Source organism: Citrobacter sp. Cpo012, assembly GCF_030333015.1.
Classification (GTDB): domain Bacteria; phylum Pseudomonadota; class Gammaproteobacteria; order Enterobacterales; family Enterobacteriaceae; genus Citrobacter; species Citrobacter portucalensis.
This window is the reverse complement of the sequence record NZ_JAOWGR010000038.1, coordinates 75,107-97,788: the sequence shown is the minus strand read 5'-3', so window position 1 is coordinate 97,788 and position 22,682 is coordinate 75,107. Positions and strand designations below refer to the sequence as shown.

The following is a 22,682-nucleotide window of genomic DNA, read 5'->3' as shown; positions in this document are numbered from 1 at the left end:
AAATGATTCCTCAATCACAGGATGTGCGGCTATTTTTATCCTTCTGCGGGTGGTGCGGTAGCGAGCGCAGTGGTAAAACAGTTATACGCCAGACGTATGAAGAAACTGATAATGATAAAAACTGAACGTATAGATAGGGTGGAGCTGATGCGCACGTTTGTGCGTATCGTAGAAGCAGGATCGCTTTCGGCAGCGGCAAAACAGATAGGGACGACGCAGGCGACCGTAAGCCGACGGCTGCAATCGCTGGAGACGCTGCTGGGTGTGAAACTGCTTATGCGTACCACGCATGCGATGAAATTGACCGACGACGGCGAAAGAGGCTATCAGCATGCTAAGAAGATTATTGATGCCTGGCTGGCGCTGGAAGATGGACTTAATGTCACAGAAGATGAACCGGTGGGGACGTTGCGAGTCCGCGCACCGCATGCGTTCGGACAACAACAACTACTTGAGCCGCTTTTGCAGTTTCTTTCGCGCTATCCCCAGTTGGCAGTAGAGTGGATGCTCAACGATAAAACCGTTGATTTTCTGAGCGATAATATTGATTGCGCGATCAGGGTTGGTGCTGAGGTGGATCCGGCCACGGTTTCCGTCTTACTGGCTGAAGTTCCCCGTAGTATGGTGGTGAGTCCAGGACTGCTGGAGCAATATGGCGAGCTTTCTCATCCTGAGCAGTTATCAGCGCTGCCCTGGATTGCCGTGAACACGTTTTATCAGCATAGCGTTTCGTTGTTGCACCAATTGCGTAATGAGCCAGTCACGCTGAATATTTCACCCAGATTAAGCACAGACAGTATTTATGTCGCAAGAAATGCCGCGCTGGCGGGGTTGGGAGTGACAATTGTTTCAAGCTGGATGGTGGCGGAGGATATTGCCAATGGACGTCTGGTTGCGTTGCTACCTGAGTGGCATGCGGCGCCGTTGCCTGTACATTTGGTTTATCCGTGGGCGCGTTACTATCCGACCCGCTTACGCAAGTTTCTGGCCCTAATGAAGGATGTTATGCCGCAGCTGACGGGGATGAAAGGCGTAGATCAGATATAAAAAAGCCGACCCGAAGGCCGGCTTTGATATTGATTATGGCTTACTCAACAGGCTGTGGACGTGTTGCTGGCGCAGTCGCTTGATGCGTTGCGCTGTGTCCACCTGCGGCACCTTTGCCTTCAAAGGCGAATGCCGGACGCTGCCAGTCGCTATGACGCGGCGCTTCTGGCACATATTCCGGTGCCGGAGCGCGGGTCATTGGCGCGGTTGCATGGCTGTGCAGGTGTTCAGCATCAGCGCTGGCTGCGACAACTTCAGCCTTAACGACTTCAGTTTCGACGACAGGCGCGGCAACAACGTCTTTCGGCGCTGCAACCTCTTCAACAACTGGCGCTGTTTCCACAACCTCAGTAATCTCTTCAACCACTTCTGGCTGGGGAATAACAACCTCTGCAGGCTCTTCGGCAACCGGTGCAGTCACAACGTCAGCCACAGGTTCGGCTTCAGCGGCGATTTCTTCTGCTACGGGCGCATCAGATGCAGCGATAATTTGCGGTTGTTCCTCGACCGGGGTCGCAATCACTTCCGGATGCGTGGTTTCAACCTGTGTGGTTTCAACAACGGCGGCCTGAGGCTCAGCTACGACAACCTCTGGTTGCACGGCTTCAACCGGCGCAGGGGTATCCACAATGTGTTCAACGGCAGCGGCAGCAACCTGAGGTTCTACGGCGACAGGTGCAGCTTGCTGCTGGATCATTTCCTGTTCGCGCTGTTCTTCAACCTGCTGATCCTGAGGACGTGCAACAGGGTAGCGGATCCAAACCTTACCGGACGCTAATTCAGGAGATGCGCAGGCGACCGTTAACGGCATCGGCGACTGAACCGGATAACGCTCGTCACGGTAACGACGACGACGCTGTCCACTGACGCGCAGATGGCGAGGAGAGCGGCGAGAACGACGCGGCATACCGTTGGAGTCACGAGCTTCGCTGTTGTCTTCCTGCTCAGTCGCAACGACGGCTGGCAGATCAACTTTCGCCAGTTCGGTGCGCTGTGCCGGTACCGGCTGCTCTGTTGGTTGAGCAACAGCAGTTTCAGCGATTGCAGCAACAGTAGCCACTTCGGCTTCAACCGCCGGACTGTCTGTGAAACGAACTTTCTGAGTCAACTGACGCTGTTTGCGGCGGGTTTGAGGCTGACGTACGCGCTCTTCCTGCTCGGTATCCTGCACAGGTTGTTCAGCCTGGTTCAGCTCTTTAACTTCCTGCTGAGCCTGACGCTTGTCATCGTTACGACGGCGGTTACGTTCGCGACGCGGCGCCTGCTGTTCATCACCGGATTTCGCTTTGTCTACAACATCAGTGGTTTGCTGGCGGTTATCGCGAGCTTCCGCATTTTGCTGCTGGGACTGACGACGGTTACGGCGGTTATCTTCACGGTTTTCGCCGTTTTCTGAACGTTCGCTACGGTTGTCACGGTCACCGCGATTATCACGGTTATCACGACGATCGTTACGGTCGCGACGATTGTTCTGACGCGGTTTACGACGATCCTGCTGGCGTTCGGTTTTCTCTTCAGCTTTCGGCGCAGGTTGTTCAACCGGTTTCACTTCTTCGCTACCACCGAAGATGGACTTCAGTGCGCCAAAGAAACGGCTAATCAAACCGGGTTGTGCGGCAACGGCTGCGGTTGCTGCTGCAGCTTTAGGCGCGGTGGCTTTCGCGGCAGGTTCCTGCAGAGCAGGGGCTGGCGGAACGTCTGGCATGGCGAAGGTGGCCAGCGCCGGTTGCTCAGGCTGTTTACGCTCGACGTACTCTTCTTCCGTCGGCAATGCCATTGCCTCTTCATGCAGTTTCGGCAGCAGGTAGCTCAGGGTCGGTGTTTCTTCCCCTTTACGTACGCGCAGCACAGAATAGTGCGGGGTTTCCATCTGATCGTTTGGCACGATCACACAGCGCACGCCATTCTGACGCGTTTCGATAGCATTAACCGCGGTACGTTTTTCGTTAAGCAGGTAAGAGGCGATTGGCACAGGAACAATAGCATGAACTTCTTGCGTATTTTCTTTCAGTGCTTCTTCTTCGATCAGACGCAGAATAGACAGCGACAGTGATTCGTTATCACGTACGGTACCGGTGCCGGAACAGCGTGGGCACACGTGATGGCTGGATTCACCCAGAGACGGGCTCAGACGCTGACGAGACATCTCCAGCAGACCGAAGCGAGAAATATGGCTGATCTGAATACGCGCTCTGTCCTGGCGTACGGCCTCGCGCAGACGGTTTTCAACCGCGCGCTGGTGGCGAACCGGCGTCATATCAATGAAGTCGATTACAATCAGACCGCCGAGGTCGCGAAGACGCAGCTGACGGGCAATTTCATCGGCTGCTTCAAGGTTAGTGTTGAACGCAGTTTCTTCGATGTCGCCGCCGCGAGTTGCGCGTGCGGAGTTGATATCGATAGCGGTCAGTGCCTCTGTGCTGTCAATAACGATTGAGCCGCCGGACGGCAGGCGCACTTCGCGCTGGAACGCGGACTCAATCTGAGACTCGATCTGATAGTGGCTGAACAGCGGGATTTCACCGGTGTACAGTTTGATTTTGCTGCTGAAATCCGGACGACCCAGTGCGGCGATGTGCTGACGCGCCATCTCCATCACTTTCGGATTATCGATAAGGATTTCGCCGATGTCCTGACGTAAGTAGTCACGGAAAGCGCGAACGATAACGTTGCTTTCCTGGTGGATCAGGAACGGAGCAGGGCGGCTGTCAGCGGCTTTTTGAATCGCTTCCCAGTGCTTCAGGCGGAAGCTCAGGTCCCACTGCAGTGCTTCGGCGGATTTGCCGACCCCTGCGGTACGCACGATAAGCCCCATGCCATCAGGCAATTCCAGGCTTGCCAGCGCTTCTTTTAATTCGGTACGGTCGTCGCCTTCAATGCGACGGGAGATACCGCCCGCGCGCGGGTTGTTCGGCATCAGAACCAGATAACTACCCGCCAGGCTGATAAAGGTAGTCAGCGCAGCGCCTTTATTGCCGCGTTCTTCTTTATCGATCTGAACGATGACTTCCTGACCTTCGCGCAACACGTCTTTAATGTTGGGACGACCATGGGAGTTGTAGTTAGCGGGGAAGTATTCGCGGGCAATTTCTTTTAACGGGAGGAAACCGTGACGTTCAGCGCCGTAATCAACAAAAGCAGCTTCCAGACTCGGTTCAATACGGGTAATTTTGCCTTTATAGATGTTGGCTTTTTTCTGTTCGTGTCCAGGACTTTCGATATCCAGATCGTACAGACGTTGCCCATCTACAAGGGCGACACGCAACTCTTCCTGCTGAGTTGCGTTAATTAACATTCTTTTCATCGTAACTTACTCATTATTCTTACATTGACGACTAAGCTGCGGGCAGAGTAATGCCTTTCCGGGTGTGAACCGATGGCCTCGTGTCTATTCGCGTCGCCAACCTCACGGTTATCGTCAGCTCAAAGAGGCGCAGAGTGTCGGTTGCCTGCATTTCATACGGAAACACAGCGCAATTATCAGGGGAACAGTCTGGGTGTTACTCTCCAGAAAAGCTTCCATATTACCGGTAAGGACTGCAACCCGCAGCCCGCTAACTGCCTGAAAGATCAATACGTCTTACGCCATTGCTGCGTTGATGATCGGTCGGGCAAAATTGGGTCATTCCGGAAAAGTTCTTGTTTTAACAAGATTCAACACGGAAACAACCTCATTATTCCACTGCTAACCTTGTTATAGCAAGATGACTTTTGCCATTTATCACCCGGTTACTCACAGTTTTTTCACTTCCGCGTAGTGATTGCTTTAATAACCACCAAATCGGCTATGTCAAACTTAAGTAATAAGGTATAGCAGTTAATATAAGCATAGAAAAATGTGTGGCGCGAATCTTGATGGCTATTTAAAATCGGCCCCCATGAAAACAGAGACTCCAGCCGTAAAAACAGTTGCCATTACTGCCGACGAAGCAGGGCAACGCATCGATAACTTTTTGCGCACCCAGCTTAAGGGCGTGCCGAAAAGTATGATTTATCGCATTTTGCGTAAAGGCGAAGTGCGGGTGAATAAAAAACGCATTAAACCCGAGTACAAACTCGAAGACGGGGATATTGTGCGTATTCCACCTGTGCGGGTCGCTGAACGTGAAGAAGAGGCCATTTCACCGAACCTGCAAAAGGTCGCGGCGCTGACCGACGTCATTTTATATGAAGATGACCACATTCTGGTGCTTAACAAACCTTCAGGTACGGCCGTACATGGCGGAAGCGGGTTAAGCTTTGGCGTCATTGAAGGATTACGTGCGCTGCGCCCGGAAGCGCGTTTCCTTGAACTGGTGCATCGCCTCGACCGGGATACCTCCGGCGTTTTGCTGGTGGCTAAAAAGCGCTCAGCCTTGCGTTCATTGCATGAACAACTGCGTGAAAAAGGCATGCAGAAAGACTATCTCGCGCTGGTTCGAGGCCAATGGCAGTCGCATGTCAAAACCGTGCAGGCGCCGCTGTTAAAGAACATTCTGCAAAGTGGCGAGCGTATCGTGCGGGTGAACCAGGAAGGCAAACCGTCAGAAACACGTTTTAAAGTGGAAGAGCGCTATGCGTTTGCCACGCTTGTGCGCTGTAGCCCGGTGACCGGACGTACGCACCAGATTCGTGTGCATACCCAGTATGCCGGTCATCCAATTGCTTTTGACGATCGCTACGGTGACCGTGAGTTCGATAAGCAACTGGCGGATACGGGGTTGAATCGACTTTTCCTGCACGCCGCAGCGTTGAAATTTACCCATCCGGGAACGGGTGAAGTGATGCGTATTGAGGCGCCGATGGATAAGCAATTGAAGCGCTGCCTCGAGGTTTTACGCAGTAAAGCCTGATGCGCGTTGCTTATCAGGCCTACAATCGTGTGATGCACCGTAGGCCTGATAAGACGCATCGCGTCGCCATCAGGCAGATCAATCAGGCATTCAACGGGTTCATCTCTTCCCGCCGCAGCATTTGACACAACGCGATAAGCGGCAAACCGATCAGGGTATTTGGGTCACGACCCTCCAGGCGTTCAAAGAGTGCAATACCTAACCCTTCACTTTTGAAACTACCTGCACAATGGAGCGGGCGCTCTTTACGCAGATAATCATCAATTTCCACCTCGCTTAAATGACGGAAATGGACGTCAAAAGGTTCTACTTCAGTTTGTAAATGTCCGGTCGCAGAATTATACAGCGCCAGTCCGGTGTAAAACGTCACAATATTGCCACGGGCTTTGAGTAATTGTTGGCGCGCATTTTCTTCAGTTAATGGTTTGCCTGTTATTTCACCATCAAGAACACAAATTTGATCGGAGCCAATAATCAGATGCGATGGGTAACGGTGGGCGAGAGATTGCGCTTTTTTCTGCGCCAGTCGCAAGACTAAATGGCGTGGTGCCTCGCCGGGCAACGGCGTTTCATCAACCTCTGGCGCAGCGCATTCAAACGGGATTGCCAGTTTTTCGAGTAAAGCGCGACGCCAGGGGGAGGTAGAAGCAAGAATAAGTTGAGGCATATTTTTTCCCTCGCATATAGCGTATTGATGATAGCCATTTTAAACTATGGACTTCGACCTACAAGCTGGCTGTAGTGGCTTGTCTTGAGCGATTTTAAGTCGATGACCCGCAATGTGTGCGAATTATTGGCAAAAGGCAACCACAGGCTGCCTTTTTCTTTGACTATATGACGTTACAAAGTTAATATGCGCGCCCTATGCAAAAGGTAAAATTACCCCTGACTCTTGATCCGGTTCGTACGGCTCAAAAACGCCTCGATTATGAAGGTATCTATACTTCTGATCTGGTTGAGCGCGTCGCCGATTCTGTAGTCAGTGTGGACAGTGATGTGGAATGCTCCATGTCGTTCGCTATCGATAACCAGCGTCTCGCCGTTATAACCGGTGATGCGAAGGTATCGGTTACGCTCGAATGTCAGCGTTGCGGGAAACCGTTCCCACTTCATGTTCACACAACATATTGTTTTAGTCCTGTCCGTTCTGACGAGCAGGCTGAAGCACTCCCGGAAGCGTATGAGCCGATTGAGGTTAACGAATTCGGTGAAATCGATCTGCTTGCAATGGTTGAAGATGAGATTATCCTCTCCTTGCCGGTAGTTCCGGTGCATGATTCTGAACACTGTGAAGTGTCCGAGGCGGACATGGTCTTTGGCGAATTGCCTGATGAAGCGCAAAAACCAAACCCATTTGCCGTATTAGCCAGCTTAAAGCGTAAGTAATTGAGGAGTAAGGTCCATGGCCGTACAACAGAATAAACCAACCCGTTCCAAACGTGGCATGCGTCGTTCTCATGACGCTCTGACCGCAGTCACCAGCCTGTCTGTAGACAAAACTTCTGGTGAACAACACCTGCGTCACCACATCACTGCCGACGGTTTCTACCGTGGCCGTAAGGTAATCGCTAAGTAATCACGCATGACTCAATGGCTTTCCCACTTCTGGTGAGAAAGACAAAGAGTGAACGCGTGATGAAGCTTAGTGAGGCTTTCCCCGGGTGACTGGGGAAACACCTAACCGGGCAGCGACGATACCTTGACACGTCTAACCCTGGCGTTAGATGTCATGGGGGGAGATTTTGGCCCTACCGTGACAGTGCCTGCAGCATTGCAGGCACTGAATTCTAATTCGCAACTCACACTTCTTTTAGTCGGGGATCCCGATACAATCACGCCATTACTTGCCAAAGCTGACTTCGAACAACGTTCGCGTCTGCAGATTATCCCTGCTCAGTCAGTTATTGCCAGTGATGCCCGGCCCTCGCAAGCTATTCGCGCCAGTCGTGGAAGCTCAATGCGTGTTGCCCTGGAGCTCGTGAAAGAAGGTCAGGCACAAGCTTGTGTCAGCGCCGGTAATACGGGCGCACTCATGGGACTTGCGAAGTTATTGCTCAAACCTCTTGAGGGGATTGAGCGTCCTGCGTTGGTGACGGTGTTACCCCATCAGCAAAAGGGCAAAACGGTGGTGCTGGATTTGGGCGCCAACGTAGATTGTGATAGCACGATGTTGGTGCAATTTGCCGTCATGGGTTCCGTGCTGGCAGAAGAGGTTGTTGGCATTGCCAATCCTCGCGTAGCGTTACTCAACATCGGCGAAGAAGAAACGAAAGGTCTCGACAGTATTCGAGATGCTTCAGCTGTGCTAAAAACAATCCCTTCCATTAATTATATCGGCTATCTTGAAGCCAATGAGTTACTGACTGGCAAAACCGATGTGTTGGTCTGTGACGGTTTTACAGGTAATGTCACATTAAAGACGATGGAAGGTGTTGTCAGAATGTTCCTTTCACTGCTGAAATCTCAGGGTGAGGGCAAAAAACGGTCGTGGTGGCTTCTGTTATTAAAACGTTGGTTACAAAAAAGCCTGACAAGGCGATTTAGTCACCTCAACCCCGACCAGTATAATGGCGCCTGTCTGTTAGGATTGCGCGGCACGGTGATTAAGAGTCATGGTGCGGCCAATCAGCGAGCATTTGAAGTCGCGATTGAACAGGCAGTGCAGGCGGTGCAGCGACAAGTTCCTCAGCGAATTGCCGCTCGCCTGGAATCTGTATACCCAGCTGGATTCGAACTGCTGGACGGTGGCGAAAACGCAAAATCACGAGCACACAGATAACGGTGCGTTTGTGAATGTGGCCAACGTATCAGCGATTTGCTCGTAGCGGTATATAACCAAAAAGTGACTGAGCGTACATGTATACGAAGATTATTGGTACTGGCAGCTATCTGCCTGAACAAGTGCGTACTAACGCCGATTTGGAAAAAATGGTTGAGACGTCTGATGAGTGGATCGTCACTCGTACAGGTATCCGTGAACGCCATATTGCAGCGCCAAATGAAACAGTTGCGACGATGGGCTTTGCCGCCGCAAACCGTGCGATTGAAATGGCGGGCATCGACAAAGAACAAATTGGTCTGATTGTGGTTGCTACCACATCATCCACTCACGCATTTCCAAGCGCGGCGTGCCAGATCCAAAGTATGCTGGGGATCAAAGGCTGTCCGGCGTTTGACGTTGCAGCCGCTTGTGCTGGCTTCACTTACGCCCTGAGCGTTGCCGACCAGTACGTTAAATCTGGCGCAGTTAAGCATGCTCTGGTCGTTGGCTCCGATGTCCTGGCCCGTACCTGCGATCCAACCGATCGCGGAACGATCATCATTTTCGGTGATGGGGCTGGTGCGGTTGTACTGAGCGCATCAGAAGAGCCAGGTATTCTCTCCACGCATCTGCACGCTGACGGTCGCTACGGCGAACTGTTGACGCTGCCTAACGCCGATCGCGTGAACCCGGAAAACCCGATCCACCTGACGATGGCGGGTAACGAAGTATTTAAAGTCGCGGTGACCGAGCTTGCGCACATCGTTGATGAAACGCTGGAAGCCAATAATCTCGACCGTTCTGCGCTGGACTGGCTGGTGCCGCATCAGGCTAACCTGCGCATTATCAGCGCGACAGCTAAAAAGCTGGGTATGTCGATGGATAATGTTGTCGTGACGCTCGACAGACATGGTAATACCTCTGCTGCCTCCGTACCGTGCGCGCTGGACGAAGCCGTCCGCGACGGGCGTATTAAAGCTGGGCAGTTGATATTGCTTGAAGCCTTCGGGGGTGGATTCACCTGGGGCTCCGCGCTGGTTCGTTTCTAGTATAAGGATTTAAACATGACGCAATTTGCATTTGTGTTTCCGGGGCAGGGTTCCCAGACCGTTGGGATGTTGTCTGAAATGGCAGCAAACTACCCAATTGTTGAAGAAACATTTGCTGAAGCATCAGCTGCACTGGGCTATGATCTGTGGGCGTTGACTCAGCAAGGTCCGGCTGAAGAACTGAATAAAACCTGGCAGACGCAGCCCGCGCTGTTGACCGCATCCGTTGCGCTTTATCGCGTATGGCAGCAGCAGGGGGGTAAAACACCTGCGCTGATGGCGGGTCATAGCCTGGGCGAATATTCTGCTCTGGTATGTGCGGGTGTTATCGGTTTTGCCGATGCCGTACGTCTGGTTGAACTGCGTGGCAAATTCATGCAGGAAGCGGTTCCGGAAGGCACTGGCGGCATGTCTGCTATTATCGGTCTGGACGATGCCGCTATCGCTAAAGCGTGCGAAGAGTCTGCCGAAGGCCAGGTGGTTTCACCAGTAAACTTTAACTCACCGGGTCAGGTGGTTATTGCCGGGCATAAAGAAGCCGTAGAACGTGCTGGTGCTGCCTGTAAAGCCGCGGGCGCTAAGCGTGCGCTGCCGCTGCCGGTCAGCGTTCCTTCTCACTGCGCGCTGATGAAGCCTGCCGCTGAGAAACTGGCCGTTGAGCTGCAGAAAATCACCTTTAACGCGCCGACTGTTCCGGTTGTGAACAACGTCGACGTGAAGTGCGAGACCACGGCAGACGCAATTCGCGATGCGCTGGTTCGTCAGCTGTATAGCCCGGTTCAGTGGACTAAAACCGTTGAATTTATGGCATCCCAGGGCGTAGAGCACCTGTATGAAGTCGGTCCGGGTAAAGTTCTGACCGGTCTGACGAAACGTATTGTTGACACCCTGACTGCTTCGGCACTGAATGAGCCGGCGGCACTGTCTGCGGCGCTAGAGCAATAAAAGAGGAAGACCATGAGTTTTGAAGGAAAAATCGCGCTGGTTACCGGTGCAAGCCGTGGCATTGGCCGCGCAATTGCTGAGACACTTGTTGCCCGTGGCGCGAAAGTTATCGGTACTGCTACCAGCGAAAGCGGCGCGCAGGCCATTAGCGATTACTTAGGTGCAAATGGTAAAGGTCTGATGTTGAATGTGACCGATCCGGCATCTATCGAATCTGTTCTGGAAAATATTCGCGCAGAATTTGGTGAAGTCGATATCCTGGTCAATAATGCCGGGATTACTCGTGATAACCTGTTAATGCGCATGAAAGATGACGAGTGGAACGATATCATCGAAACCAACCTGTCATCTGTTTTCCGTCTGTCAAAAGCGGTAATGCGAGCTATGATGAAAAAGCGTCATGGGCGTATTATCACTATCGGTTCTGTGGTTGGTACCATGGGAAATGCGGGTCAGGCTAACTACGCTGCGGCGAAAGCGGGTCTGATCGGCTTCAGTAAATCACTGGCGCGCGAAGTTGCGTCTCGTGGCATTACTGTAAACGTTGTTGCTCCGGGCTTTATTGAAACGGACATGACGCGTGCGCTGTCTGATGATCAGCGTGCGGGTATTCTGGCGCAGGTTCCTGCGGGTCGCCTCGGTGGCGCTCAGGAAATCGCCAGTGCGGTTGCATTTTTAGCTTCTGACGAAGCAAGTTACATCACAGGTGAGACTTTGCACGTCAACGGCGGGATGTACATGGTTTAACCACGATGAAAAATATTTGCGTTATTGTAGGTCTTGGCCTCAAAATAACGTAAAATCGTGGTAAGACCTGCCGGGATTTAGTTGCAAATTTTTCAACATTTTATACACTACGAAAACCATCGCGAAAGCGAGTTTTGATAGGAAATTTAAGAGTATGAGCACTATCGAAGAACGCGTTAAGAAAATTATCGGCGAACAGCTGGGCGTTAAGCAGGAAGAAGTAACCAACAATGCTTCCTTCGTTGAAGACCTGGGCGCAGATTCTCTTGACACCGTTGAGCTGGTAATGGCTCTGGAAGAAGAGTTTGATACTGAGATTCCGGACGAAGAAGCTGAGAAAATCACTACCGTTCAGGCTGCCATTGATTACATCAACGGCCACCAGGCGTAAGTGAACATCTCCAGGCGGTCATTCGACCGCCTGAGTTTTATCTTTTTATCCCACTTGAATTATTTTCCCTCCCTGGAGGACAACCGTGTCTAAGCGTCGTGTAGTTGTGACCGGACTGGGCATGTTGTCTCCTGTCGGCAATACCGTAGAGTCTACCTGGAAAGCTCTCCTTGCCGGTCAGAGTGGCATCAGCCTGATCGACCATTTCGATACTAGCGCCTATGCAACGAAATTTGCTGGCTTAGTAAAGGATTTTAACTGTGAAGACATTATCTCGCGTAAAGAACAGCGCAAGATGGATGCCTTCATTCAATATGGAATTGTCGCTGGCGTTCAGGCCATGCAGGATTCTGGCCTCGAAATTACGGAAGAGAACGCTCATCGTATTGGCGCCGCTATCGGCTCTGGTATTGGCGGTCTCGGTCTGATCGAAGAAAACCATACCTCACTGGTAAACGGTGGACCGCGTAAGATCAGCCCGTTCTTCGTTCCGTCGACGATTGTTAACATGGTGGCTGGTCACCTGACCATCATGTACGGCCTGCAAGGGCCAAGCATCTCCATCGCGACCGCCTGTACTTCAGGCGTGCATAACATCGGTCATGCCGCACGTATCATTGCATACGGCGATGCAGACGCGATGGTTGCGGGTGGTGCTGAAAAAGCCAGTACGCCGTTGGGTGTGGGTGGCTTTGGCGCGGCACGTGCACTGTCTACGCGTAATGATAACCCGCAAGCGGCAAGCCGCCCATGGGACAAAGAGCGTGACGGCTTTGTGCTGGGCGACGGTGCTGGCATGGTGGTACTGGAAGAGTACGAGCATGCGAAAGCGCGCGGTGCAAAAATCTATGCTGAAGTCGTTGGCTTCGGTATGAGCAGCGATGCTTACCACATGACGTCGCCACCGGAAAACGGTGCAGGCGCTGCGCTGGCAATGGTCAACGCACTGCGCGATGCGGCTATTGAAGCGGGTCAGATCGGCTATGTCAACGCACATGGTACGTCTACGCCTGCAGGCGATAAAGCTGAAACCCAGGCAGTGAAATCTGTCTTTGGCGATGCGGCAAGCCGTGTGATGGTAAGCTCCACCAAATCCATGACCGGACACCTGTTGGGTGCGGCGGGCGCGGTAGAGTCTATTTTCTCTATCCTGGCGCTGCGCGATCAGGCTATTCCGCCAACCATCAACCTGGATAACCCGGATGAAGGTTGTGACCTGGACTTCGTACCTCACGAAGCGCGTCAGGTTAGTGGTCTGGAGTATGCGCTGTGTAACTCCTTTGGCTTCGGTGGTACCAACGGCTCTTTGATCTTTAAAAAGATTTAAGTCCGTCAGGTGATGCGCTAGCATCGATAGCAAATTGAAAAGGTCCGCTTGTCGGGCCTTTTTTTATTCGGTTTTCCGCCCTTGTCCTGTGTTACTCATCCTGCCAAACTAGCGGACCAGAAATAAGGAGCCACCATGTTCTTAATTAATGGCTGCGAGCAAGATATGCTGGCCGCAAGCGATCGAGCGACCCAATTTGGTGATGGCTGTTTTACCACTGCCTGTATTATCGACGGTGAAATTCCTCTCTTTGCAGCGCATCTTGAGCGTTTACAAGACGCTTGCCAAAAACTGCTGATCTCTTTTGAAGATTGGTCCGAGCTGCAAAATGAAATGAAAATGCTGGCGAAAGGGCACGTACGCGGTGTGTTGAAAGTGATTATCAGCCGTGGCAGTGGAGGCCGGGGTTACAGTGGCAAAAATTGTCATAGTGCCACACGCATCCTCTCCGTTTCATCCTGGCCCGATCATTACGATCGTTGGCGGCAAGAAGGTATTACGTTGGCGCTAAGCCCAGTGCGGCTGGGACGTAATCCACTGCTTGCCGGGCTTAAACACCTGAATCGACTGGAGCAGGTGTTGATTCGCTCTCATCTTGAACAGACGGACGCCGATGAAGCGCTGGTTCTTGACAGCAAGGGATGGGTTACGGAATGCTGTGCGGCTAATTTGTTCTGGCGTAAAGGCGATGTGGTTTACACGCCCCGGCTGGACCAGGCCGGAGTGAACGGTATTATGCGACAATTCTGTATCCGGATGCTGGCACAATCGCCATTCAGTATTGTCGAAGTGTATGCCGGGTTGGAGGAGGTAATGCAGGCTGATGAAATCGTCGTCTGTAACGCGTTAATGCCCATTATTCCCGTGCGTGCCTGTGGCGACACGTTGTTGTCTTCACGTTTGTTATTCGATTATTTAGCCCCACTTTGTGAGCACCCGAATTAGTCATGAAAAAACTGTTACTTGTTGTCCTGTTATTGCTGGTTGTGCTGGGCATTGCCGCTGGAGTGGGAATGTGGAAAGTTCGCCATCTGGCGGACAGCAAATTATTGATTAAAGAAGAAACGATTTTTACGCTGAAAGCGGGGACGGGCCGTCTGGCTCTCGGCGAACAGCTGTATGCAGACAAAGTTATCAATCGTCCGCGCGTGTTCCAGTGGCTGCTGCGTGTGGAGCCCGAGCTGTCGCATTTTAAGGCCGGAACATATCGCTTCACGCCTGACATGACGGTGCGGGACATGCTGCAACTGCTGGAAAGCGGCAAAGAGGCGCAGTTCCCGTTACGTCTGGTTGAAGGGATGCGCCTGAGCGATTACCTCAAACAGCTGCGTGATGCCCCGTATATCAAACATACGTTAAGCGACGATAGCTATGAGACCGTGGCCGAGGCGCTGAAGCTTGAAAACCCGCAATGGGTAGAAGGCTGGTTCTGGCCAGATACCTGGATGTATACCGCCAATACTACTGACGTAGCGTTACTAAAACGCGCGCATCAGAAAATGGTTAAAGCGGTGGATACTGTCTGGGAGGGACGCGCTGATGGCCTGCCTTATCAGGACAAAAATCAGCTGGTAACCATGGCTTCTATTATTGAAAAAGAAACTGCGGTTGCCAGCGAGCGCGACCAGGTGGCTTCGGTCTTTATTAACCGCTTACGTATCGGTATGCGTTTACAAACCGATCCGACCGTGATTTACGGGATGGGTACACGGTATAATGGCAAATTGTCGCGTGTGGATTTAGACACCCCGACCGCCTATAACACCTATACCATTACGGGACTGCCGCCAGGCCCGATTGCCATGCCGGGAGAGGCTTCATTGCAGGCCGCGGCGCATCCGGCAAAAACGCCGTATCTCTATTTTGTGGCTGACGGTAAAGGCGGCCACACGTTTAACACCAATCTTGCCAGCCATAACCGGTCCGTGCAGGATTACCTGAAAGTGCTTAAGGAAAAAAATGGGCAGTAACTATATCGTCATTGAAGGCCTGGAAGGCGCCGGAAAAACCACCGCGCGTAACGTGGTGGTGGAGACACTTGAGCAACTCGGTATTCGTGACATGGTTTTCACCCGTGAACCTGGTGGAACGCAGCTGGCTGAGAAACTAAGAAGTCTGGTGCTGGATATTAAATCGGTCGGTGACGAGGTCATTACCGATAAAGCCGAAGTTCTGATGTTTTACGCGGCGCGTGTACAGTTGGTCGAAACCGTTATTAAACCTGCACTGGCGAAAGGCGCGTGGGTAATTGGCGATCGTCACGATCTGTCGACCCAGGCGTATCAGGGCGGCGGACGCGGTATCGATCAAAACATGCTGGCAACCTTGCGCGATGCGGTGCTTGGTGATTTTCGCCCGGACCTGACGATCTATCTGGATGTGACGCCAGAAGTCGGGTTGAAGCGTGCCCGTGCCCGCGGCGAGCTGGATCGTATTGAGCAGGAATCTTTCGACTTCTTTAATCGTACTCGCGCGCGCTATCTTGAGCTGGCTGCCAAAGACACCAGCATTCGAACTATAGATGCTACGCAGCCGTTGGAGGCTGTGATGGCTGATATCCGTCATACCATCACCCAATGGGTGAAGGAGCAGGGCGCATGAAATGGTACCCATGGTTACGACCGGATTTTGAAAAACTGGTAGCCAGCTACCAGGCTGGTCGTGGTCACCATGCGTTACTGATTCAGGCGTTACCCGGAATGGGCGACGACGCGCTGATTTACGCCCTCAGCCGCTATTTAATGTGCCAGCAGCCGGAAGGGCATAAAAGCTGTGGACAGTGCCGCGGCTGTCAGCTAATGCAGGCGGGGACGCACCCTGACTACTATTCGCTGCTGCCGGAAAAAGGCAAAAGCACGCTCGGGGTTGATGCGGTACGCGAAGTCAGTGAAAAGCTGTACGAGCATTCGCGTCTCGGCGGTGCGAAGGTCGTGTGGATCCCGGATGCTGCCCAGTTAACCGATGCCGCCGCCAACGCCTTGCTGAAAACGCTGGAAGAACCCCCGGCACAAACCTGGTTTTTCCTCGCCAGCACGGAGCCAGCTCGCTTGCTGGCGACATTACGCAGCCGTTGTCGGTTACATCATCTTGCACCACCGCCGGAGTCGTATGCGATTTCCTGGCTTGCTCGTGAGGTGACTGCGTCGTCAGAAGCGCTGCTTAGCGCGTTACGCCTGAGTGCTGGTTCGCCTGGCGCGGCACTTACGTTGTTACAGGCTGAAAGCTGGGCGCACCGCACAGATTTTTGTGCGGCACTGGTGAACACATTAAACGCAGGCGACTGGTATATCTTGCTCGCGGCGTTAAACCACGATCAGGCTGCCGCCCGTTTACACTGGCTGGCAACGTTGTTGACGGATGCGTTGAAACGTCCGTATGGCGTTTCCCATTTAACGAATCCTGATGCGTTGGACCTGATATCTTCTATCGCAGAACGGTTATCCGTTGCCCAGATACAGGCGATACTCGGTGACGTTTGTCATTGTCGTCAGCAACTGCTGAACGTAACAGGCGTAAACCGTGAGCTGGTGTTAACCGATCTTATTCTTCGTATTGAGCATTACCTGCAACCAGGCACCGTACTGCCTGTTCCCCATCTTTGAGAGAGACATTATGTTTTTAGTCGACTCACACTGCCATCTTGATGGCCTGGATTATCAATCTCTGCATAAGGACGTGGATGACGTGCTGGCAAAAGCGGCCGCACGTGATGTGAAATTCTGTCTTGCCGTCGCGACAACTCTGCCTGGATATCGCAGTATGCGCGAACTGGTCGGTGAGCGTGACAATGTCGTTTTCTCCTGCGGCGTGCATCCGTTAAATCAGGATGAAACCTATGATGTTGAGGACCTGCGTCGCTTTGCCGCCGAAGAGGGGGTTGTGGCGATGGGAGAAACCGGGCTGGACTATTTTTACACGCCGGAAACAAAGGTGCGCCAGCAGGAATCTTTTATCCACCATATTCAGATCGGCCGTGAGTTACAGAAGCCGGTTATCGTGCATACCCGCGATGCGCGAGCCGATACGCTGTCTATTCTGCGCGAAGAAAAAGTGACGGATTGTGGCGGCGTACTACACTGTTTTACAGAGGACAGAGAAACGGCGGGCAAATTACTGGACCTTGGATTCTATATCTCGTTTTCCGGCATCGTCACGTTCCGAAATGCAGAGCAGCTCCGTGATGCCGCCCGCTATGTTCCTCTGGACCGGTTATTGGTCGAGACGGATTCTCCCTACCTTGCGCCTGTACCGCATCGTGGAAAAGAGAACCAGCCCGCCATGACTCGTGACGTTGCAGAGTACATGGCCGTAGTGAAAGGTGTTGCCGTTGAAGAACTGGCGCAGGCAACCACTGATAACTTTGCCCGCCTGTTTCACATCGACGCTTCTCGCCTGCAATCTGTTCGTTAACTGACTTTTTTTAAAGCTCGTAATTAATCACTAATGCGAGTAAAGTTCACCGCCACAAAATGGGCGGTGAATAATCAGTTTGACACATTCAGAAACGCATTTTATCGGAATGTGCGGATTTTGCGGCCATTCACGACTGAACTGTGATAGCCGTCAAACAAAAACAAACTGAATTATTTTACTCTGTGTAATAAATAAAGGGTACTTAGATGCCCTGTACACGGCGAGGTTCTCCCCCCTCGCCAATGCGTGAGAACGTAGAATACACAAAGTCAATCAAGCTGCATCAAGGCGGCAAGTGAGTGAATTGCAGGAGCTTACTAGAGTAAGTGACTGTGATGAACGAGCTCAGCCCGCCCTGAGGCGGTTTGAAGGATGAAGTGTATAAGCACAAATACTCAGGAGCACTCCTAATTATGTTTAAGAATGCATTTGCTAACCTGCAAAAGGTCGGTAAATCGCTGATGCTGCCGGTATCCGTACTCCCGATTGCAGGTATCCTGCTGGGCGTCGGTTCCGCTAACTTCAGCTGGCTGCCAGCCGTTGTATCGCACGTAATGGCAGAAGCAGGCGGTTCTGTTTTTGCGAACATGCCGCTGATTTTTGCTATCGGTGTTGCGTTAGGCTTCACTAATAATGACGGTGTATCTGCACTGGCATCCGTTGTTGCTTACGGCATCATGGTTAAGACCATGGCTGTTGTTGCGCCGCTGGTTCTGCATTTACCTGCTGAAGAGATCGCCGCTAAACACCTTGCTGATACGGGTGTTCTCGGGGGGATTATCTCCGGTGCGATTGCAGCGTATATGTTCAACCGTTTCTACCGTATCAAATTGCCTGAGTATCTTGGCTTCTTTGCGGGTAAGCGCTTCGTTCCTATCATTTCTGGTCTGGCTGCCATCTTCACAGGTGTGGTTCTGTCCTTCATTTGGCCGCCGATTGGTACTGCTATTCAGACGTTCTCTCAGTGGGCTGCATACCAGAACCCGGTCGTGGCGTTCGGTATCTATGGCTTCATTGAGCGCTGCCTGGTACCGTTTGGTCTGCACCATATCTGGAACGTTCCATTCCAGATGCAGATCGGTGAGTACACCAACGCTGCGGGCCAGGTGTTCCACGGTGATATTCCTCGCTATATGGCGGGTGACCCGACTGCGGGCAAACTGTCCGGTGGCTTCCTGTTCAAAATGTACGGTCTGCCGGCTGCCGCTATCGCTATCTGGCACTCTGCTAAACCAGAAAACCGCGCGAAAGTGGGCGGTATCATGATCTCCGCGGCGCTGACCTCGTTCCTGACCGGTATTACCGAGCCGATCGAGTTCTCCTTCATGTTCGTGGCGCCGATCCTGTACATCATCCACGCGATTCTGGCTGGTCTGGCATTCCCGATCTGTATCCTGCTGGGTATGCGCGACGGTACGTCGTTCTCCCACGGTCTGATCGACTTTATCGTTCTGTCCGGTAACAGCAGCAAACTGTGGCTGTTCCCGATTGTCGGTATCGGTTATGCGATTGTTTACTACACCATCTTCCGTGTGCTGATCAAAGCGCTGGACCTGAAAACGCCAGGTCGTGAAGATGCTACCGAAGACAGCAAAGCAGGTGCGACCGGTGAAATGGCTCCGGCTCTGGTTGCTGCATTCGGCGGTAAAGAAAACATCACTAACCTCGATGCGTGCATCACTCGTCTGCGTGTCAGCGTGGCTGACGTTGCTAAAGTGGATCAGGCTGGCCTGAAGAAACTGGGTGCGGCAGGCGTTGTGGTAGCTGGTTCCGGTGTTCAGGCTATCTTCGGGACTAAGTCCGATAACCTGAAAACTGAAATGGATGAGTACATCCGTAACAGCTAAGCAGTAAGAAGTTGGGGAGAACTAAGGCAGCCTGCGGGCTGCCTTTTTTATTGCATTAATTAGCCTGAATGCGAATCGGTGCGGTGGCGGCGAACAGCCAGGGACGTGCCTCTGCGTTCACGCGCGGGGATAGCGTCTCTCTGACCTGCTGGTGGTAATCATCAATCCACTGTTTCTCAGCATCACTCAGCAGATGCAGTTCGACCAGATTCAAATCAATCGTTACCAGCGTCAGCGTTGAGAAACGACAGAAACCAGGACGACTGTTGATAATCTCCACCTGATTCTCAATGCGGATCCCATATTGTCCGGCCAGATAATAACCTGGCTCGATGGTGATGATGTTGCCTGCGACCAGTGGCCACGGGTTTACTTTTTTGGCAATGCGATGGGGTTGCTCATGAATAAGCAACTGGTGACCCACGCCGTGTCCCGTGCCATGATCAAAATCCAGTCCCAGCTCCCACAACGCCCGGCGGCTAAAAGCATCCAGTTGATGGCCCTGAGTCCCGCTGGGAAACTGCAGCGAAATAAGCGACAAAAAGCCTTTCAACACGGCGGTGTAATGCAGGCGACGTTGTGGATCCTGTGGGCCAAACGCGAGGGTACGCGTCGTATCCGTCGTACCATTGTGGTACTGGCCACCGGAATCATTCAGATACATGGCCTGTGAGGTAATTGGCGTATTGGTTTTTTCACTGGAGTGGTAATGGCACATTGCGGCATTGCTGGCAGAGGCCGAAATCGTGCTGAAACTTTGCTCGATAAATCCCGGCTGCTGCTGGCGAAATTCCAGTTGCTTGGCCTGCGCTTCCAGCTCGGTGACCGGATTGCCTGCCGCTTCGCGCAAAGGAACTTCATGGGCCAGCCAGGCAAGGAAGTTTACCCAGGCTGCGCCATCTTGTTCATGGCATTCCCGATAGCCTGCCAGTTCAACGTCATTTTTGTGGGATTTCATCAGAGTGATGGGATCGGGCGCCCAAAGAACGTTGCCACCGTGTTCTTCAATGGCAAAGCGCAATGCGACCGGGGCGTAGTCTTTATCGACCAGGAAATGCTTCCCATTAGCTAATTGCTGGCAGCGAGTCAGAAAATTCTCTTGCGGGGCCAGAGTAAGCGTATCCAGCAGTGATGAGGGGAGCTGTTGCGTTTTATTGCTATCTACAAACCATTCCAGCTCACCGCTGCGATGGAGCAGGGCAAACGAAAACGGCACTGGCACCATGGCCAGATCCGAACCGCGCACATTCAATAACCAGGCAATGTTATCCGGCAGGGTAATTGCCAGCACGTCAGCCTGGTGTTGAGCGAGTTGTTCCACGACGCGGGCACGCTTTTGCGTGCTGCTTTCCCCGCTGATTTCAATGGGCATTTCACGAATGATGCCGCAGGGTGCTGCCGGGCGGTCTAGCCATACCTGGTCAAAAGGATCTTGCTCAAGAGGCACCAGCTCGCAGTGGGTTGCCGACAGTGCTTCAAACTGGCTATTGACCATCAGCATCGGTTCAAAGCCGATACGTTTACCTGCTGCAACATGAGACTGCAAATAGTCGGCCAGCGGTTCATCGTGTAAATGATGAATTTCAAAATCATCCAGCGAGACTTCATTGCGCACCTGGACCTGATAGCGTCCATCGACAAACATTAATGCGCGGTCTTGCAGGACCAGCGCGAGTCCCGCTGAGCCGCTAAAACCGGTCAGCCAGGCTAGTTTATTGTCATGCGGCGTACAATCTTCACTTTGATGAGCATCGGCGCGCGGAACAATCATGCCATCCAGCCCCTGCGCTATCAGCAGGTTGCGCAGGGCGGAAAGAGGAGTTGAGTTGTGCATAGTTACCTTCAGGTCTTAACGGAACGGCGGTTCGTTGAATGTACGTAATTTACGGGAGTGCAGTCGGTCGCCTTCAGCACGCAAACGATCGATAGCCCGGATACCTATTTGCAGATGCTCAGAAATGGCACCTTCATAAAAACGGTTGGCCTGACCAGGCAGTTTGATCTCACCGTGCAGCGGCTTGTCGGAAACGCACAGCAGCGTGCCGTACGGAACGCGGAAACGATATCCCTGGGCGGCGATGGTGGCGCTTTCCATATCGATAGCCACCGCGCGGCTGAGGTTAAAGCGTAGCGCAGAAGCGGAATAGCGTAGCTCCCAGTTGCGATCGTCAGTGGTGACGACGGTACCGGTACGCAGGCGTTGTTTAACCTCTTCGCCGGGCATACCGCTGACTTCTTTGGTAGCGTCATACAGTGCGCGCTGCACTTCCGCGATGCTCGGAATTGGAATATCTGGCGGTAGAACTGCATCCAGCACGTGGTCGTCACGCAGATAAGCGTGGGCCAGAACATAGTCGCCAATCGCCTGGCTTTCACGCAGTCCGCCACAGTGACCAATCATCAGCCAGACGTCAGGACGCAGTACGGCCAGATGATCGCAAATGGTTTTGGCGTTAGACGGGCCAACGCCGATATTGACCAGTGTGATCCCCTGACCGTCGGCGGTGATTAAATGCCAGGCGGGCATCTGGTGTTTCTTCCAGGCGAGATCGGAGATCGCTTCTTCAGGCGCTTCAGTTTCAGCGGTGATCCAGATCCCGCCCGCACAAGAAAGCGCGATATACGGGCTGTCCGGGTCGAGGATCTGGCTGCAACCCCAACGCACAAACTCATCGACGTAGCGGGTGTAGTTGGTGAACAGCACAAACGGCTGAAAATGTTCAACCGGTGTTCCCGTGTAGTGGCGCAGTCGCGCCAGCGAAAAATCTACTCGTCGGGCGTCGAAGTGCGACAACGGGGAGAATTCCGCCGGATGATAGGTACCGTCGGCTGTTTCATCGCCAATCTGTGACAGCTCGGTTGTGGGGAAATGGCGCGTTAGGCCGGCACTCATCGAGCGGTCGAGCGTCAGTTCAGAACCGTCAATGACATACGGATAGGGGATTTCATGCTGCGACGGCTCAACGGAGATATGCGCATCATAATCCTGATACAGCAGCGTGAGTTGTTCTTCAAGATACGGACGAAAAAGCGACGGACGGGTAATCGTAGTGGTGTAGCAGCCCGCATGGGTAAAACGACCATAGGCGCGGGTTTTAGGGGGATTGGTGGCGCTGCCATCCCAGGTGACACACAGTGATGGGTAAACAAAAAGACCGTTATGGCGGGCGATTACGTCAGGGAGCGTCCCTATTTCAATATACTTACCAATGGCGCTACGCAGTGCTTTAACCGACTGCTCGTACAGCGCGTCCAGTTTATCCAGTGCCTGAGCCGGGGTCAGGCTGGAGCCCTTATTGTTCATGTCTGTCTCCTTGTTCCAC

20 protein-coding genes are annotated in these 22,682 nt (G+C 52.7%); 16 read left to right on the top strand and 4 right to left on the bottom strand.

The window, feature by feature from the left end:
* Nucleotides 1–21 precede the first annotated feature (21 nt).
* Nucleotides 22–1,047 carry a LysR family transcriptional regulator gene (locus OGX90_RS13615; RefSeq protein ID WP_125363410.1) on the top strand — a complete coding sequence of 342 codons (1,026 nt, stop codon included), beginning with the start codon at nt 22–24 and terminating at the stop codon, nt 1,045–1,047.
* Between the two features lie 40 nt (nt 1,048–1,087).
* Here the strand turns inward: OGX90_RS13615 and rne are convergent, their stop codons facing one another.
* On the bottom strand, nt 1,088–4,351 hold the full coding sequence (gene rne, locus OGX90_RS13610) for a ribonuclease E (RefSeq protein ID WP_286624073.1): 3,264 nt from the start codon (nt 4,349–4,351) through the stop codon (nt 1,088–1,090).
* A 574-nt stretch (nt 4,352–4,925) separates the two neighbouring features.
* Between rne and rluC the strand changes: the two genes are divergently transcribed.
* Nucleotides 4,926–5,879: a 23S rRNA pseudouridine(955/2504/2580) synthase RluC gene (gene rluC, locus OGX90_RS13605; RefSeq protein WP_003036228.1), complete on the top strand. Its 954-nt coding sequence runs from the start codon at nt 4,926–4,928 to the stop codon at nt 5,877–5,879.
* Nucleotides 5,880–5,961: 82 nt separating this feature from the next.
* Here rluC and OGX90_RS13600 read toward each other — a convergent pair whose 3' ends face one another.
* On the bottom strand, nt 5,962–6,546 hold the full coding sequence (locus OGX90_RS13600) for a Maf family protein (RefSeq protein ID WP_198802001.1): 585 nt from the start codon (nt 6,544–6,546) through the stop codon (nt 5,962–5,964).
* A 197-nt stretch (nt 6,547–6,743) separates the two neighbouring features.
* Here OGX90_RS13600 and yceD point away from each other — a divergent pair, with 197 nt between their 5' ends.
* From yceD to ptsG, 14 genes are all read left to right on the top strand, one after another.
* Complete coding sequence (gene yceD / locus OGX90_RS13595; RefSeq protein WP_003036239.1) at nt 6,744–7,265, top strand: 23S rRNA accumulation protein YceD; 522 nt, start codon at nt 6,744–6,746, stop codon at nt 7,263–7,265.
* A gap of 16 nt (nt 7,266–7,281) precedes the next feature.
* Nucleotides 7,282–7,455, top strand: coding sequence for a 50S ribosomal protein L32 (rpmF, locus tag OGX90_RS13590; RefSeq protein WP_003036242.1), 174 nt, complete (start codon nt 7,282–7,284; stop codon nt 7,453–7,455).
* A gap of 123 nt (nt 7,456–7,578) precedes the next feature.
* Complete coding sequence (gene plsX, locus OGX90_RS13585; RefSeq protein WP_103014535.1) at nt 7,579–8,658, top strand: phosphate acyltransferase PlsX; 1,080 nt, start codon at nt 7,579–7,581, stop codon at nt 8,656–8,658.
* Between the two features lie 77 nt (nt 8,659–8,735).
* Nucleotides 8,736–9,689 carry a beta-ketoacyl-ACP synthase III gene (fabH, locus tag OGX90_RS13580; protein WP_003832181.1) on the top strand — a complete coding sequence of 318 codons (954 nt, stop codon included), beginning with the start codon at nt 8,736–8,738 and terminating at the stop codon, nt 9,687–9,689.
* A gap of 15 nt (nt 9,690–9,704) precedes the next feature.
* Nucleotides 9,705–10,634, top strand: a complete 930-nt coding sequence (gene fabD, locus OGX90_RS13575; protein ID WP_003832182.1) for an ACP S-malonyltransferase — start codon at nt 9,705–9,707, stop codon at nt 10,632–10,634.
* 12 nt (nt 10,635–10,646) lie between these two features.
* Complete coding sequence (fabG, locus tag OGX90_RS13570; RefSeq protein WP_003036255.1) at nt 10,647–11,381, top strand: 3-oxoacyl-ACP reductase FabG; 735 nt, start codon at nt 10,647–10,649, stop codon at nt 11,379–11,381.
* A 154-nt stretch (nt 11,382–11,535) separates the two neighbouring features.
* Nucleotides 11,536–11,772 (top strand): acyl carrier protein, encoded by a 237-nt coding sequence (gene acpP / locus OGX90_RS13565; RefSeq protein ID WP_000103754.1) that lies wholly within the window; start codon nt 11,536–11,538, stop codon nt 11,770–11,772.
* A gap of 85 nt (nt 11,773–11,857) precedes the next feature.
* Nucleotides 11,858–13,099 carry a beta-ketoacyl-ACP synthase II gene (gene fabF / locus OGX90_RS13560; RefSeq protein WP_003036260.1) on the top strand — a complete coding sequence of 414 codons (1,242 nt, stop codon included), beginning with the start codon at nt 11,858–11,860 and terminating at the stop codon, nt 13,097–13,099.
* 135 nt (nt 13,100–13,234) lie between these two features.
* Nucleotides 13,235–14,044, top strand: a complete 810-nt coding sequence (pabC, locus tag OGX90_RS13555; protein WP_286624069.1) for an aminodeoxychorismate lyase — start codon at nt 13,235–13,237, stop codon at nt 14,042–14,044.
* A 2-nt stretch (nt 14,045–14,046) separates the two neighbouring features.
* Nucleotides 14,047–15,069: a cell division protein YceG gene (yceG, locus tag OGX90_RS13550; RefSeq protein ID WP_008784373.1), complete on the top strand. Its 1,023-nt coding sequence runs from the start codon at nt 14,047–14,049 to the stop codon at nt 15,067–15,069.
* Nucleotides 15,059–15,700: a dTMP kinase gene (gene tmk / locus OGX90_RS13545; protein WP_008784374.1), complete on the top strand. Its 642-nt coding sequence runs from the start codon at nt 15,059–15,061 to the stop codon at nt 15,698–15,700. The genes yceG and tmk overlap by 11 nt, the downstream gene beginning before the upstream one ends.
* Nucleotides 15,697–16,701, top strand: coding sequence for a DNA polymerase III subunit delta' (gene holB / locus OGX90_RS13540; protein WP_128611804.1), 1,005 nt, complete (start codon nt 15,697–15,699; stop codon nt 16,699–16,701). Before tmk ends, holB begins: the two co-directional genes overlap by 4 nt.
* A gap of 10 nt (nt 16,702–16,711) precedes the next feature.
* The gene (locus OGX90_RS13535) at nt 16,712–17,509 is read left to right on the top strand and encodes a metal-dependent hydrolase (RefSeq protein ID WP_020996495.1); all 798 of its coding nucleotides are present in this window, start codon (nt 16,712–16,714) and stop codon (nt 17,507–17,509) included.
* Between the two features lie 416 nt (nt 17,510–17,925).
* Complete coding sequence (gene ptsG, locus OGX90_RS13530; RefSeq protein ID WP_003836725.1) at nt 17,926–19,359, top strand: PTS glucose transporter subunit IIBC; 1,434 nt, start codon at nt 17,926–17,928, stop codon at nt 19,357–19,359.
* Nucleotides 19,360–19,414: 55 nt separating this feature from the next.
* Here ptsG and OGX90_RS13525 read toward each other — a convergent pair whose 3' ends face one another.
* Both OGX90_RS13525 and OGX90_RS13520 read right to left on the bottom strand, forming a co-directional pair.
* On the bottom strand, nt 19,415–21,193 hold the full coding sequence (locus OGX90_RS13525) for an aminopeptidase P family protein (RefSeq protein ID WP_286624067.1): 1,779 nt from the start codon (nt 21,191–21,193) through the stop codon (nt 19,415–19,417).
* A 15-nt stretch (nt 21,194–21,208) separates the two neighbouring features.
* Entirely contained in the window at nt 21,209–22,663 is a 1,455-nt protein-coding gene (locus tag OGX90_RS13520; RefSeq protein WP_286624064.1) for an AMP nucleosidase, read from the bottom strand.
* Nucleotides 22,664–22,682 lie beyond the last annotated feature (19 nt).